The sequence below is a fragment of the Roseateles microcysteis genome, assembly GCF_036880965.1.
Lineage (GTDB): Bacteria > Pseudomonadota > Gammaproteobacteria > Burkholderiales > Burkholderiaceae_C > JAUASW01.
This window is the reverse complement of record NZ_JBAJMV010000006.1, coordinates 227,709-242,554: the sequence shown is the minus strand read 5'-3', so window position 1 is coordinate 242,554 and position 14,846 is coordinate 227,709. Positions and strand designations below refer to the sequence as shown.

Genomic DNA, 14,846 nt, shown 5'->3' with positions numbered 1-14,846 from the left:
GAATAGAGGCAAGGCAGGCGTCCGCTCAAATTGAAGAAGAGATTGTCAAAGCCCGAAGTTCGTTGCTCGTCCAAGAAACAGGTGGCACGGCATGTCCATTTCGGCCTCGGACAGCACGGCGGCCCCAGTTCCGTGAACTCCGCACGTCGCGTTCAGAGCGGCTCTTTGCGCAGCCAGCGCTCCAGCTGGTCGGCCGGTACTGGGCGGGCAAACAGATAGCCCTGACCTTCCAGGCAGCCCAGGGCCAGCAACTGCTGGCGTTGTTCTTCGGTTTCGATGCCTTCGGCGATCACGCGCAGGCCCAGGCTGCGGCCCAGGTTGATGACCATCTGCGCAATCGTCGAGCCGGCGCTGGAGACCTGGGCCTCGCGCACGAAGGCCCGGTCGATCTTGAGCCGGTCGACCTCGAGCTGGCGCAGCTGGCTCAGCGAGGAGAAACCGGTACCGAAATCGTCGATGGCCACCGTTGCGCCGGTGCGCTTGATCGAGGCGAGCAGGCCCATCACCAGGTCGGCGTCTTCCATTGCCATGGACTCGGTGATCTCGAGCTCGAGATTGTTCGGATTGACCTCGGTATCGCGCAGCGCCGCGTTCAGCGTCTCGATGAAGCCGGCATGGCGGAACTGCGCCAGCGAGATGTTCACGCACATGCGGAAGTCGGTCCAGCCTTGTTCTTCCAGGCGCTTCAACTGATGGCAGGCGGTGCGCAGCACGAATTCACCGATGCTGACGATCAAGCCGCTCTGTTCAGCCAGCGGAATGAACTGGTCGGGCGGCACAAACTTGCCTTCTTCGGTGCGCCAGCGCAGCAAGGCCTCGGCACCGAGGGCTCGGCCGCTTTCCATGTCGACCTGCGGCTGGTAGACGACGAAAAGCCGGTTGTCTTCGAAGCCGGCGCGCAGGCCCTTGAGCAGCTTGAAGCGCTCGCGCGCGTCCGTGCCCATGGCCGGCGAGAAATACTGCGAGCTGCCGCGGTGCTGCTGCTTCGCCCGCTTCAGCGCAATCTGGGCGTCGAGCAGCAACTCGGAGCCGACCGACGAGGACTCGGACAGCCGCACGAGGCCCGTGGTGGCCGAGAGCTGCAGCCTTTCGCCATCGACCTCGAAGGGTTCGAAGAACACGCCGGTGATCGCATCGCCATTGACGATTTCTTCCGGGCCCATCAGGCCGAAGGCATCGGCGGCCACGCGGGCCATCGAGGTGTTCAGGCCCAGCGACTCCGACAGGCGTGCCACCACGGCCTGCAGCACCTGGTCACCGAAGTGGTGGCCGAAGGCGTCGTTGATGTCGGAGAAGTCGTCGATGTCGATCAGAGCCAGGCAGATGCCCACCGGGTCCTTGAGGTTGCGCTCCATCAGTTCGATGAAGCGGGTGCGGTTGGGCAGGCGCAGCAGCTGGTCGTTGTAGGCCTGGTCCATCAGCTGGCTGTAGAGCAGCACGTTTTCCAGGCCTGTGATGATGTTGGCCGAGAACGCGCGCAAGAGCTGGCGTTCGACCTGGTCGAGCTGGCGGGGCAGTTCGATCAGCGCCACCATGCCGCGGCCGCTGGCGCCGCCGAAGTAGAGGCACAGGCTGTCGCCTTCCAGGGTTTCGCGCTGCTTGACGCACAGCTGCACGCGCTCGCGCACCTCGACGACGGGCACCTCTTTCAAGGCCATGTCGATCATGCTGGCGTACTGGCCGGCCGAGGCCACCACACGCCAGGGCCCGCCAGCGTCTTCATTCATCTGCGCGCAGACCAGGCCGGCCGGCAGCACGCCCAGGACCTGGCAGATCTGGCTCAGCACGCCATCGGCGAAGTGAGACAGCCCGCGCAGGCGGCTCAGCTCGGTGCTGGCCTGCACGATCATCTCCAGGCCGTGGCGCGCCGACTCCAGCGCCTGGATCTGGCGGTACGAGCGGATGGCCGCGGTCAGCACCGTGTAGAGCCGGGTGCGGGTCAGCTCCGACTTGGTCTTGTAGTCATTGATGTCAAAGGCCCGTACCGTCTCGATCTCGGGCGCATAGCCGGGCTGGCCGGTGCGCAGGACGATTCGCACCGCGTGCTGGTCCAGGTCATGGCGAATGCAGCGCACCAGCTGCAGGCCGGCGTCCTCGCTCTCCATCACCACGTCGAGCAGGACGACCGCCAGGTCGCGCTCGCGCGACATCAGGTCGCGCGCCTGGGCGGCCGAGCTGGCATGGAGAAATTGCAGCGGGCGGCCTTCGATCTGCAGGCCTTGCATGGCCAGCTCGGTGGCCTTGTGCACGTCGCTGTCGTCATCAACGATCAGTACCCGCCAGGGGTGGGCCGATGCTTCTGCCGCCGCCGCGTCGTCCCCTTCCAGGAACTCGAGCACATCGTCATCGCCAGGACTCTCAGTGATCTCGCTGCTTTGTTGATCGGACATGAGGCTTACCGTTGTCGACCCTGCTCGAGTCGAGACTGCTGTCTGTTCCCGGCCCTGAGGTTTCAGGCCAGGCTATTGGCGATTTCGTGGTTATAGACGATATGCGGGAAGCTGGGCTTGCGGGTTGAGGGCTTGCCCGCATGAAAGTGCAAATCATGCGGCGAAGCCCCGGCTTTGATGGGACAGGTGTAGGCAGGCCGCGACGCTTGGCGCGCGGCGGTCGGAGTCAACGAGACTTTTTGCCGCGTACGGCTGCGGGGCGGCTGGCGCTGCCCGTCTCCCGTGGAGGCAGGCCCGTGTGCGAGGTCAGCATGCGGCCGCGCGGTGGGCGCGAGGGCTGCATGGAGGCTTTGCCCGGAACCTTCGCGACCGTGGGCTTGGCCGATGAGCCAGCCACGGTCGAGTTCTTGCGGCGCGCGCTCTCGTACGCGCCGTCGGTCGTCGGTTGATAGGTCGGAATCAGGTGGTGCTTGCCGTTGCCGATCAGGTCTGACCGGCCCATGGCCTTCAAGGCCTCGCGCAGCAGCGGCCAGTTGTTGGCATCGTGATAGCGCAGGAAGGCCTTGTGCAGACGGCGGCGGCGGTCGCCGCGGACGATGTCCACGGTCTCGCTGTCGCGTGTGACTTTCCTCAAGGGGTTCTTGTTCGAGTGGTACATGGCCGTGGCCGTGGCCATGGGGCTCGGGTAGAAGGTCTGCACCTGGTCGGCGCGGAAGCCGTTGCGCTTGAGCCAGATCGCCAGGTTCATCATGTCCTCGTCCGAGGTGCCTGGGTGTGCGGCGATGAAGTAGGGAATCAGGTACTGCTTCTTGCCCGCGGCCTCGCTGGCCTGCTCGAACAACTGCTTGAACTTGTCGTAGGTGCCGATGCCCGGCTTCATCATCTTCGAGAGTGGGCCGCCCTCGGTGTGCTCGGGCGCAATCTTCAGGTAGCCGCCCACGTGGTGGGTGACCAGCTCCTTGATGTACTCGGGGCTCTTGATCGCCAGGTCGTAGCGCAGGCCCGAGCCGATCAGGATCTTCTTGACGCCCTTCAAGGCCCGCGCGCGGCGGTACATCTTGATCAGCGGATCGTGGTTGGTGTTGAGATTGGGGCAGATGCCCGGATAGACACAGCTCGGCTTGCGGCAGGCGGCCTCGATCTCCGGGCTCTTGCAGCCGATGCGGTACATGTTGGCCGTCGGGCCGCCGAGGTCGGAGACCACGCCGGTGAAGCCCTTGACCTTGTCGCGCATCTCCTCGATCTCGCGGATCACGGAGTCTTCGCTGCGGCTCTGGATGATGCGGCCTTCATGCTCGGTGATCGAGCAGAAGGTGCAGCCGCCAAAGCAGCCGCGCATGATGTTCACGCTGAAGCGGATCATTTCCCAGGCCGGGATCTTGGTCGCGCCTTCATGGCTGCCGGCTTCGTCCGCATAGCTCGGGTGTGGCGAGCGGGCGTAGGGCAGGTCGAAGACGTGGTCCATCTCGTCGGTCGAGAGCGGGATCGGCGGCGGGTTGATCCAGAGGTCGCGGTCGCCATGCTTCTGTACCAGCGCGCGGGCGTTGCCGGGGTTGGTCTCGAGATGCAGCACGCGGTTGGCGTGGGCGTAGAGCACCGGGTCGCTCTTGACCTGCTCGTACGCGGGCAGGCGGATCACGGTCTTTTCGCGCGGCGGCAGGGCGATCTTGCCGGTGCGGTGGATGGTGATCGGCTTGGAGCCGTCAGGCAGGGTGCCGGTGTTGTCGCCAGCCTCGTTCTTCGAGCAGGAAGCGCCCTGGTCGGCTGCCGTCTCTTCGATGGTCTGGTAGGGGCTGATCAGGTCGTCGATGCGGCCCGGGGTGTCCACCGTCGTCGAGTCGAGCTGGAACCATTCATGCGAGGTCGCGTCGTCGGTGCGGCGCATGAAGGCGGTGCCGCGAACATCGGTGATGCTCTCGATGGGCTTGCGGGCAGCCAGGCGGTGCGCGATCTCGATGATGGCGCGCTCGGCATTGCCGTAGACCAGCAGGTCGGCCTTGGCGTCCACGAGGATGGAGCGGCGGACCTTGTCTTGCCAGTAGTCGTAATGCGCGATGCGGCGCAGTGAGGCTTCGATGCCGCCGATGACGATGGGCACGGAAGCGTAAGCTTCCTTGCAGCGCTGCGTGTAGACCAGCGTCGCCCGATCCGGCCGCTTGCCGCCTTCGCCGCCGGGCGTGTAGGCGTCGTCGCTGCGGATCTTGCGGTCCGCCGTGTAGCGGTTGATCATCGAATCCATATTGCCGGCGGCGACACCGAAGAACAGATTCGGCTTGCCCAGCGCCTTGAAGGGCTCGGCGCTCTGCCAGTCGGGCTGGGCAATGATGCCGACGCGGAAACCCTGGGCCTCCAGCGTGCGGCCGATCACGGCCATGCCGAAGCTCGGATGGTCCACATAGGCATCGCCGGTGACGATGATGATGTCGCAGCTGTCCCAGCCGAGTTGCTCCATTTCTGCCCGGCTCATGGGCAGGAACGGCGCCGGCCCGAAGCGCTTGGCCCAGAAGGGGCGGTAGGCGGTCAGGGCTTTCGAGGGCTTGGGCGGTTGGATGGCGGGATGTGCGGACACGGCGTGCTTCTTTCGCGTAACCCGCTATTGTCCTTGACCTCGGGCAAACCCGGGCAAGGATCTGTCAATGCCGTCCGGACAGCCAGTGATTAATTCGACGCGACGCTGCGCCGGCACAGGCCCTGCTGGCCCAGGCGGGCGGTCTCTTCCGCTGTCAAGGGAGGCAGCAACGGGCCGCTTCGCTTGGCCAGGCTGGTCAGGAAACCCTCGACCGACGCCTGGCCCACGGCCACCAGGTCGAAGGCGCCGGGCTCCAGAATCCATTGATGCAGCAGGCCGTCGACCAGGGCAACCAGGGCAATGGCCGCGACATCGCTGTTGGTGCCCGCTGGCAATTGCCCCGCCGCGATGGCCTGCTCGAAGGCGCTGCGATTCTGGGCGCGCCAGTCGCGGTGGGCGCTGAGCTTGCGTTCCTGCAAGGCCTGCATCTCGCCGCTGTACTCGACCTTGGTCATGGCGATCTCGAACACCCGGCGCGTGCGCTCGTTGTGCATCGCCGAGAAGAACACATTGACCAGGCCCCAGCGCAGCTCGGCGAGGCTCAACACGGCTTCTCCCGGAAAGGCGAGCGAGGGCTGCATGCCTTCTTCCAGCGGCATGGTGGCGCGGTCCATCATGGCTTCGAAGAGCTCGGCCTTGTCCTTGAAGTGCCAGTAGATGGCGCCACGGGTGACCTGGGCCTCTTCGGCAATGTGCTGCAAGGAGGTGCTGGCCACGCCGCGGGCATGGAACAAGCGCTCCGCCGCATCGAGGATGCTGGCGCGCGTTTCCTGCGCTTCCTGTTTGGTCTTCCGTGCCATGGGCCTGCATTCTAAAGGGGTTTACATACATACGCGAATGTATGTATATACTCCGGGCCAACCCTAGACCCGAATCAAGACCTTGTCGAAACTGGCGAGGCCTGCCCGTCGTCATCGTGACCGTCATCAAGAAGCCCCTAGCTCAGGACAGCAAGAACATCATGCAAGCCAGAAGCGTTCCCCAACAAGCCCTCAGCCTGCGCGCGCAGGCCCTCTATCTCCTGCCCCTGGTCGTCGCGGTTGCCGCGGCCCTGACCGGCTGCGGTGGCGGCAATGCCCAGGCGCAGGGTGGTCCGGGCGGCATGCCGCCGCCGGCGGTTGGTGTTGTCACCACCGCCCTGCAGCCCGTGGCGCTGCAGACCGAGCTTCCCGGCCGGGTCGAGGCGATCCGTACCGCCCAGGTCCGTGCCCGCGTCAATGGCGTGGTCCTGAAGCGCCTGTTCACCGAAGGTGCCGAGGTCAAGGCCGGCCAGGCCCTGTTCCAGATTGATGCCGCTCCCTATCAGGCCGCGCTTGAGAGCGCTCAAGCCAATCTGGCCAAGGCGCAAGCCAATCTGAACCAGGCAGCGGCGCAAGCGGATCGCAACAAGCCCCTGGTCGAGGCGCGTGCCATCAGCCAGCAGGAATATGTGGTGAGCGTGGCCGCTGCCAAGGCTGCCGAAGCTGACGTCGCGGCCGCCAAGGCCGCCGTGACCAACGCCCGGCTGAACGTGGACTACGCCCACGTCACCGCACCGATCTCCGGCCGCATCGGCCGCGCGCTGGTGAGCGAAGGCCAGTTGGTCAGCGCTGCCGAAGCCACGCAGCTGGCCCTGATCCAGCAGACCTCGGCCGTCTATGTGAACTTCACCCAGTCCGCGAATGAAGTGCAGCAACTGCGCCGCGCCATGGCCAAGGGCTCGGTGCGCGGTGCCGGCGCCACCGCGACGCAAGTGCGCGTGGTGCTGGACGACGGCACCGAGATGGCCAAGCCCGGCAAGCTCCTGTTCACCGACCTGAGCGTCGATGCCAGCTCCGGCCAGGTGCAACTGCGCGCCGAAGTGCCGAACGCCGACGGCAGCCTCCTGCCCGGCCAGTATGTGCGCGTGCGCCTCTCACAAGCCGAAGTGCCGGCCGGCATCCTCTTGCCACAGCAGGCCGTGACCCGCGCCGCCAGCGGCGACACCGTGCTGGTGGTGGGTGCCGACAGCAAGCCCACGCCGCGCCAGGTCAAGATCAGCGCCGCCCAGGGCAACCAATGGCTGGTGGTCGATGGCCTGAAGCCGGGCGAGCAAGTGATTGCCGACGGCTTCCAGAAGATGTTCGTGCCCGGCGCACCGGTCAAGCCGGTGCCTTGGTCGCCTGCCGGCTCCGCGCCTGCTGCACCCGCCGCACCTGCTGCACCCGCCGCACCTACTGCTGCCAGCCGCTAAGCCGCGAAGGATCGAATCGTCATGGCACGTTTCTTCATCGACCGCCCAGTCTTTGCCTGGGTGCTGGCCCTGTTCATCCTGGTGTTCGGCGCCGTCGCCATCACCAAGTTGCCGGTGGCCCAATATCCGACAGTGGCGCCGCCTTCGCTGGTGATCTCCACCGTCTATCCCGGCGCCTCGGCCAAGACCCTGGACGAAAGCGTCATCTCCGTCATCGAGCAGGAGCTCAATGGCGCGCCCGGCCTGGCCTATCTCGAGGCGGTCAGCCAGGCCAACGGTACCGGTGCGATCACCGTGACCTTCGAGCCGGGCACCAACATCGATCTGGCCCAGGTCGAGATCCAGAACCGCCTCGGCCGCGCCACGCCGCGCCTGCCGGCAGCGGTGACACAGCAGGGTGTCCGCGTCGACAAGGCGCGCAACAACTTCCTGCTGTTCGTGACGCTCTCCAGCGCCGACGGCAAGCTCGACCCGGTGGCACTGGGCGACTACGCCTCGCGCAACATCATTCCCGAAATCCAGCGCCTGCCCGGTATCGGCCAGGCCCAGCTTTTCGGTACCGAGCGCGCCATGCGCATCTGGCTGGATCCGGCCAAGATGCTCAGCTTCAACATGAGCCCGGCCGAGGTCAATGCCGCGATCCGCGCGCAGAACGCGCTGGTGCCGGCGGGTGCCATCGGCGACCTGCCCAATATCAGCAGCCAGACGATGTCGGCCACCGTCGTCATCAAGGGCCAGCTCGAGAACGCCGACCAGTTCGCCAACATCGTGGTGCGTGCCAACACGGATGGCTCGACCGTCCGCCTGAAGGACGTCGCCCGCATCGAGCTGGGCGGCCAGGGCTATGGCAGCTACTCGCGCCTGAACGGCAAGCCGGCCACCGGCATCGGTATCCAATTGGCGCCCACGGGCAACGCGCTGGCAGCGGCCACGGCCGTGAAGGAGCGCATGGCCGAGCTCAAGCGCTACTTCCCGGAAGGCGTGGTCTATGCCGTGCCCTACGACTCGTCCAAGTTCGTCAATGTCTCGATCGCGCAAGTGGTCGAGACCCTGATCGAGGCCATCATCCTGGTGTTCCTGGTGATGTTCCTGTTCCTGCAGAACTGGCGCTACACCCTGATTCCGACCCTGGTCGTGCCGATCGCCTTGCTGGGCACCTTTGCCCTGATGCTGGCTGCCGGCTTCTCGATCAACGTGCTGACCTTGTTTGGCATGGTGCTGGTGATCGGTATCGTGGTGGACGATGCCATCGTGGTGGTGGAGAACGTCGAGCGCATCATGAGCGAGGAGGGACTCTCCCCCCGCGACGCCACGGTCAAGGCCATGGGCCAGATCTCGGGCGCCATCATCGGCATCACCGTGGTGCTGGTCTCGGTGTTCGTGCCGATGGCCTTCTTCGCCGGCTCGGTGGGCAATATCTACCGCCAGTTCTCGATGGCAATGGTCTCGGCCATCCTCTTGTCCGCGCTGATGGCGCTGACGCTGACGCCGGCGCTGTGCGCCACGCTCCTGAAGCAAGTCGAGGCCGGCCACGCGCATGCCAAGACCGGTTTCTTCGGCTGGTTCAACCGGGGCTTCTCGCGCACGGCCAAGAGCTACGAAGGCTGGGTCGCCAAGCTGCTGAAGAAGAGCGGCCGCATGATGATCATCTACGCTGCCATCTGCGCTGGCGTGGGCTTCCTCTACATGCGCATGCCCACGTCCTTCCTGCCGAATGAAGACCAGGGCTACCTGATCGTCAACGTGCAACTGCCGCCGGGTGCGACGACCAACCGCACCGAGGCCGCCGTCAAGGCCGTCGAAGACTTCATGCTCAAGCAGCCTGAAGTGGAGAACGTCATCGGCGTGATCGGCTTCTCGTTCTCGGGCCAGGGCCAGAACGCCGCCCTGGTGTTCGTGCCCCTGAAGCCCTGGGAGGAGCGCCATGGCCCCGAGCACAGCGCCAGCGCGCTGGCCGGCCGCGCCTTCGGTGCCTTCATGCAGGTGCGCGATGCCTTCATCTATCCGCTGTCGCCCCCGCCGATTCCTGAACTGGGCACGGCCACCGGCTTTGCGCTTCGCCTGCAGGACCGTGCCGGCCTCGGCCACGAAGCCTTGCTGAACGCACGCAACCAGCTGATGGGCATGGCTTCGCAGAGCAAGCTGATTACCGGCATGCGCCCCGACGGCCTGGAGGACGCGCCGCAACTGCAGATCGACATCGACCGCGAAAAGGCCTTCGCCCTGGGCGTGAGCTACGACAACATCGGCGCGGTCATCTCGACGCAGCTCGGTTCGTCGTACGTGAACGACTTTCCGAATGCCGGCCGTCTGCAGCGCGTGGTGGTTCAGGCCGATGCGGCCGCCCGCATGCAGCCGCAGGACCTCTTGAAGCTCAACGTGACCAACAACCAGGGCAAGAGCGTGCCGCTCTCAAGCTTCGCCAGCACGCGCTGGATCAGCGGTCAGATGCAGGCCGTGCGCTACAACGGCTACCCGGCGATGCGCCTGGCCGGCGATGCGGCCCACGGTGCCTCGACCGGCGCGGCCATGGCCGAAATTGAAGCCATGGTGGCCAAGCTGCCGGCGGGCATCGGTTTCGAATGGACCGGCCTGTCGCGTGAAGAAAAGCTGTCGGGTTCGCAGGCCATGGTGCTGCTCCTGTTCTCGCTGCTGGCCGTGTTCCTGTGCCTGGCCGCGCTCTACGAGAGCTGGGCGATCCCGCTGTCGGTGATGCTGGTGGTGCCGCTGGGCCTGCTCGGCGCGCTGGCTGGCGTGACGCTGCGCGACATGCCCAACGACGTCTACCTGAAGGTCGGCCTGATCACCATCATCGGCTTGTCGTCCAAGAACGCGATCCTGATCATCGAGTTCGCCAAGGACCTGCAGGCCCAGGGCAAGAGCCTGATCGAAGCAACGCTGGAGGCTTGCCACCTGCGCTTCCGCCCGATCGTGATGACCTCGGTCGCCTTCATCCTTGGCGTGACGCCGCTGTTCTTCGCCACAGGCGCCGGCTCGGCGAGCCAGCGTGCGATCGGCACCGGCGTACTGTCCGGCATGATCGCCGCGACGGTGCTGGCCGTGATCTTCGTGCCGGTCTTCTTCCTGGTGGTGCGCCGCATCTTCAAGGGCAGTGAACGCCAACGCCATCTGTATGCGCATGACCTCGACGCCAAGCCGGGAGAGCACTGAAATGACAACAAGAAAGATCCTGACCCTGGTCGCGGCCCTGGCCCTGGCCGGCTGCGTGAACCTGGCGCCTGATCACCAGCGCCCGGCTGCTCCGGTGGGCGAGAGCTGGCCGCTGCCTGCCGCCAGCAGCGGCACCGCCGCGCAAGCGCTGGCCTGGCAGACCTACTACTCGGCCGACGCTCGCATGGCCGCGCTGATCGAGCTGGCACTGAAGAACAACCGCGACTTGCGCGTGGCGCTGCTCAATGTCGAGCAGGCGCGCGCGCTGGCCCGGGTGTCGGATGCCAACCGCTGGCCGACGATCTCGGCCGGCTTCGTCAACAGCCGCACGCCGGGCAAGGACGACACGATCACTGGCGCCTACCAGGCCGGCCTGCAGATCAATGCCTATGAGCTCGATCTGTTCGGCAAGGTGAAGAACCAAAGCGATGCCGCCTCGGCGCGCTACCTGGCTTCAGCTGAAGGTGCTCGCGCTGCGCAGATCGCGCTGATTGCCGCTGTGGCGTCGACGCACCTGGCCCTGCAGGCCGACGATGAGCAACTGATGCTGGCCCGCAGCACGGCGGCCACGCGCGCCGACAGCCTGCGCCTGATGCGCCAGAAGTACGACGCGGGTGCCGCTTCGGCTCTTGAGTTGGCGGGGTCCGAGTCGGCCTTGGCCGCAGCCCAGGTGGCTCTGGCGGCTGCCGAGCGTCAGCGCCTGCAGGACGAGAATGCGCTGGTGCTGCTGGTCGGTCAGCCTTTGCCGGCTGCGCTGCCGGCGATGGGCGAGCTCAAGGGCCTGTCTCCGCTGCCAGCTGGCGTGCCTTCCGAGGTGCTGGCCTTGCGTCCGGATGTCTTACAGGCTGAAGCACAACTGCGCGCGGCCGAAGCCAATATCGGTGCGGCTCGCGCTGCCTTCTTCCCGAGCATCGCGTTGACCACCAGCCTCGGCACGGCCAGCAGCCAGCTGTCTGACTTGTTCAGCAACACCGCCTGGAGCTTTGTCGGCCAGGTGCTGATGCCGATCTTCGATGCCGGCCGGAACCAGGCCAATCTGGCATCGGCCCGGGCGGCGCAAGGCATTGCCGTGGCCCAGTACGAGAAGGCCGTGCAGGTCGCCTTCCGCGAGGTGGCCGATGCCCTGGCGGGCAGCATGACCCTGGACGCCCAGCTGCAAGCGCAAACCCAGCAGACCGAAGCTGAGCAGCAGCGCCTGAAGCTGGTGGAGCTGCGCTTTGCCAATGGCGCGTCGAGCAGCTTCGAGTTGCTCGATGCCCAGCGCGCCAGCTTCGCGGCTCGCCAGGCGCTGGTGCAGGTGCGACTGGCACGAGCGCTCAACAGCGTGCAGCTATACAAGGCGCTGGGTGGCGGGGCGGGCAAGCCCTGACCTCGCAAACACACGCCCAAAAGCAAAAAGCGCCTCTTAGCAGGCGCTTTATTTTTATGGAGAGAAAGATCCGTCGTGATCAGTGGGCCAGGGCCCAGGCCTGGCCTTCGCGCACTGCGTATCGCAGGGCGGCGCGAGGGCTTTCGAAGCGCGGCACGAAACGCATGACGCGGTCGTGGCTGGCTTGGCCGTTGCCGGATCGGATCGACACCGCGGCGGTGAAACCACCATCGGTGAGAGGCTTGGTCATCGGTGAGACAAGGTAACGCCCCACCTCAATGCTCTTGTTGTGCATTGTTTTTCCTTGAGGTGTGCGCCTTGAGAAGGAACTGGATATCCGTCTTGGCGCGGTATTGCTTTTTGTAGATCTGCGCTTTCAGATTCGCAGCAAGCCCGGCAAAAGAGGAGAGCCGGGTGGGGCAGCGTCACCAGGACGCTGCCGATTTTTTCGCCCGTGAAGGCAGGTGGCGCTCCCGCGCCACCCAGGCCTATTTACAGGCCCTTGATGTTCGCAGCTTGCAGACCCTTGGGGCCTTGCTTGACTTCGAACTCGACTTGCTGGTTTTCAGCCAGGGTGCGGAAGCCGCCACCGTTCTTGATTTCGCTGTGGTGAGCGAACAAGTCCTTGCCGCCATCAGCGGGGGTGATGAAGCCGAAGCCCTTGCCGTCGTCAAACCATTTCACGGTGCCAGTTTGGATCGTCATGATGTGTTCCTTGAAACAAATGTAGATAAACACTCCGCGGCCACAACGGCGTACGGAGACAGAAACACTCAAGAGCAGTCAAACGGGGAGTTGAAACTGAAGCGAGCCGCTCGCGTAAAACATGCGGGGCTGCAGTGTGAAGACCTTGAAGAAACGGTCTCGTGTGGTTCTATGGACGCGAATGTACCACAGCCGCAATGCCCCTAGATGGCACAGACCTCCACCGGCACGCCAGAAAGTACCGCATTGCCCGACAGCGGGTCGCGCAGGCCTTCGGCCAGCAGCTCGTTCATGTTGGCGCCGGGGCGCTGTGCGGCCAGTTGCAGGCGGGCGCCGGGCAGGTCATGGCCCCAGCCGTGCGGCAGGCTGACCACGCCCGGCCCCATGTCGGTGCAGAGGCTCACCGGCACGACGATGCTGCCGGTGGCGGTCGTGAGCCTGGCCATCGTGCCGTCAGTGAGATGCCGCTTGGCGGCTTCGTCCGGATGAATCAGCAAGGTGCAGCGCTGCGGCCCTTTGGCAAGCACCGGCAGGTTGTGCATCCAGCTGTTGCCCGAGCGCATGTCGCGCCGGCCTATCAAGAGCAGGCCATCGCTGGCTTCAGGCATGGTGAGCTGTGCCAGCTCGTCGAGCAGCAATGGCGGCGCGAGCTCGATCCGGCCTGATGGCGTGCGCAAAAGTTCGGGGATGCGCGGCTGCAAGGCACCGAGATCGATGCCACCTGGCGCTGCCTTGATCTTGGCGAGGCTGATGCCTTCCGGCTTGAGACCGAAGCGGTCGCCGTAGGGGCCACTGCGCAGCGCGAGGTCGATCAGCCGTTCCGGACCGCGTTGCTCGCCGAGCGCGCGCATCACGCCATCTGCCTGATCGCCAGCGAAGCGTTTGACGTCAGCAGCGATGGCTGCGTCGTCCAGCGCCTTCACATCGACATTCACGCCGCGGCCCTCGACCAAGGCAGCCAGGCGCAGCAGCGTTTCCCATTCCTCGGGCTGGCCTTCAGGGCGTTCGAACACGGGCTCCGAGAAGCGCGCATGGTTGCGGAAGGACAGCTGCGGGAAGGCCATGTCGTAGTGCATGTCCTCCAGCGGTGACAGGCCCGGCAGTATCACGTCGGCATGCCGGCTGGTCTCGTTCAGGTAGATGTCCAGGCTCAGCATGAAGTCGAGCTGGTCGAGCGCCCTCGAGAGCCGCGCGCCGTTCGGCGCCGACAGCACAGGGTTGGCGGCGAGGCTGATCAAGGCCCGCACCTGGCCTTCTCCGGCGCTTTCGATTTCTTCGGCCAGCAAGGTGATCGGAAACTCGCCAAACACCTCGGGCGCACCCGAGACACGGCTGTGGCGCCGGCCCGTGCTCACGCCCTTGCCGCTGCCGGGCTTGCCGGCGGTGTTGGCCGCAAAGGCCGCGGCCTTCGGAAACATCATGCCGCCAGGCGCATCGAGGTGGCCACTCAGGACATTGAGCACGTCGACCAGCCAGCTGTTGAGCGTGCCATGGCGCTGTGTGCAGGTGCCGATGCGGCCATAGACAGCGCCGGCCTTGGCCGCCGCCAGTTCGCGGGCAAGGCGTCGCTGAATGTCCGCGGCGATGCCGCAGCCAGATGCCATCTTCTCGGGCGTGAAGCCCTGAACTGCGGCGCGCAGTGCTTCCAGCCCGTTCAGATGCTCGGCCAGGCGGCCCGGCCTGACAAGGCCTTCGGAGAAAAGCGTGTTCACCATGCCCAGCAGCAGGAACACATCGCCACCCGGCTTGATGAACACATGCTCGTCGGCCGCGGCTGCCGTTTCATTGCGACGCGGGTCGATCACCGTGATGCGCCCGCCCCGCGCGCGCATGGCCTTGGCCTTGCCGCGGTAGTCGGGCACGGTCCAGAGGCTGCCGTTGGACACCATGGGATTGGCACCGAGTATCAGGAGCCAGTCGCAGCGCTCGATGTCGGGCACCGGGATGGAGAGCCAATGGCCGAACATCAGGCCCGAGCTCAGCTGCTTGGGCATCTGGTCCAGCGTCGAGGCGCTGAAGATATTGCGCGTGCCCAGCGCCTTCACCAGCCTGGGGAAATAGGCGAGCAGGCTGATCTTGTGGGCACTCGGGTTGCCGGCAACGGCGGCGACCGAGTCGGGCCCATGCTCGCGCAAGACAGGCAGCAGGCGGCGTTCGATCTCGGCAAAAGCCTCATCCCAGGTCGCCTCGACGAACTGCCCGTCGCGCTTGATCAGCGGCGTGCGCAGCCGGTCGGGGTCTTCGTGCAGGTCTTTCAGCGAAGCGCCCTTGGGGCAGATGAAGCCGCGGCTGAAGACGTCGTGCTCGGCGCCGCGGATGCTCACGACCTGCGGCCCTTCGGTGCGGATCTCGAGCCCGCAACAGGCTTCACACAGGGGGCAGATACGGTAGTGGGTGCGGCTGGACATCGGCGGGCTCCTCGCTGGCTTC

At 65.6% G+C, this 14,846-nt stretch carries 9 protein-coding genes; 3 read left to right on the top strand and 6 right to left on the bottom strand.

Annotated elements, in window-relative coordinates:
* Positions 1 to 152 precede the first annotated feature (152 nt).
* The 3 genes from V3596_RS17815 to V3596_RS17805 form a co-directional block, all read right to left on the bottom strand.
* Complete coding sequence (locus tag V3596_RS17815) at positions 153 to 2,390, bottom strand: GGDEF/EAL domain-containing response regulator (protein WP_334279148.1); 2,238 nt, start codon at positions 2,388 to 2,390, stop codon at positions 153 to 155.
* Positions 2,391 to 2,616: 226 nt separating this feature from the next.
* Positions 2,617 to 4,959, bottom strand: a complete 2,343-nt coding sequence (locus V3596_RS17810) for a YgiQ family radical SAM protein (protein WP_334279147.1) — start codon at positions 4,957 to 4,959, stop codon at positions 2,617 to 2,619.
* An 89-nt stretch (positions 4,960 to 5,048) separates the two neighbouring features.
* Complete coding sequence (locus V3596_RS17805) at positions 5,049 to 5,759, bottom strand: TetR family transcriptional regulator (RefSeq protein ID WP_334279146.1); 711 nt, start codon at positions 5,757 to 5,759, stop codon at positions 5,049 to 5,051.
* A gap of 161 nt (positions 5,760 to 5,920) precedes the next feature.
* Between V3596_RS17805 and V3596_RS17800 the strand changes: the two genes are divergently transcribed.
* From V3596_RS17800 to V3596_RS17790, 3 genes are read left to right on the top strand one after another with little or no spacing between them, the layout of a single operon-like run.
* On the top strand, positions 5,921 to 7,171 hold the full coding sequence (locus V3596_RS17800; RefSeq protein WP_334279145.1) for an efflux RND transporter periplasmic adaptor subunit: 1,251 nt from the start codon (positions 5,921 to 5,923) through the stop codon (positions 7,169 to 7,171).
* 21 nt (positions 7,172 to 7,192) lie between these two features.
* A complete protein-coding gene (locus V3596_RS17795; protein ID WP_334279144.1) occupies positions 7,193 to 10,342 on the top strand; it encodes an efflux RND transporter permease subunit in 3,150 nt (1,049 codons plus the stop codon).
* Position 10,343: 1 nt separating this feature from the next.
* Positions 10,344 to 11,711 (top strand): efflux transporter outer membrane subunit, encoded by a 1,368-nt coding sequence (locus V3596_RS17790; protein WP_334279143.1) that lies wholly within the window; start codon positions 10,344 to 10,346, stop codon positions 11,709 to 11,711.
* Between the two features lie 79 nt (positions 11,712 to 11,790).
* Here the strand turns inward: V3596_RS17790 and V3596_RS17785 are convergent, their stop codons facing one another.
* The 3 genes from V3596_RS17785 to V3596_RS17775 all read right to left on the bottom strand — a co-directional run bounded on the left by V3596_RS17785 (position 11,791) and on the right by V3596_RS17775 (position 14,824).
* Positions 11,791 to 11,961, bottom strand: a complete 171-nt coding sequence (locus tag V3596_RS17785; RefSeq protein WP_334279142.1) for a hypothetical protein — start codon at positions 11,959 to 11,961, stop codon at positions 11,791 to 11,793.
* A 242-nt stretch (positions 11,962 to 12,203) separates the two neighbouring features.
* On the bottom strand, positions 12,204 to 12,410 hold the full coding sequence (locus V3596_RS17780; RefSeq protein ID WP_334279340.1) for a cold-shock protein: 207 nt from the start codon (positions 12,408 to 12,410) through the stop codon (positions 12,204 to 12,206).
* A 209-nt stretch (positions 12,411 to 12,619) separates the two neighbouring features.
* The gene (locus V3596_RS17775; protein WP_334279141.1) at positions 12,620 to 14,824 is read right to left on the bottom strand and encodes a molybdopterin-dependent oxidoreductase; all 2,205 of its coding nucleotides are present in this window, start codon (positions 14,822 to 14,824) and stop codon (positions 12,620 to 12,622) included.
* Positions 14,825 to 14,846: the final 22 nt, after the last annotated feature.

What these genes read in the sequence shown, in the direction of transcription:
- V3596_RS17815 (WP_334279148.1), bottom strand. Translation starts at nt 2,390, where the DNA reads ATGTCCGATCAACAAAGCAGCGAGATCACTGAGAGTCCTGGCGATGAC.
- V3596_RS17805 (WP_334279146.1), bottom strand. Translation starts at nt 5,759, where the DNA reads ATGGCACGGAAGACCAAACAGGAAGCGCAGGAAACGCGCGCCAGCATC.
- V3596_RS17800 (WP_334279145.1), top strand. Translation starts at nt 5,921, where the DNA reads ATGCAAGCCAGAAGCGTTCCCCAACAAGCCCTCAGCCTGCGCGCGCAG.
- V3596_RS17795 (WP_334279144.1), top strand. Translation starts at nt 7,193, where the DNA reads ATGGCACGTTTCTTCATCGACCGCCCAGTCTTTGCCTGGGTGCTGGCC.
- V3596_RS17790 (WP_334279143.1), top strand. Translation starts at nt 10,344, where the DNA reads ATGACAACAAGAAAGATCCTGACCCTGGTCGCGGCCCTGGCCCTGGCC.
- V3596_RS17785 (WP_334279142.1), bottom strand. Translation starts at nt 11,961, where the DNA reads ATGACCAAGCCTCTCACCGATGGTGGTTTCACCGCCGCGGTGTCGATC.
- V3596_RS17775 (WP_334279141.1), bottom strand. Translation starts at nt 14,824, where the DNA reads ATGTCCAGCCGCACCCACTACCGTATCTGCCCCCTGTGTGAAGCCTGT.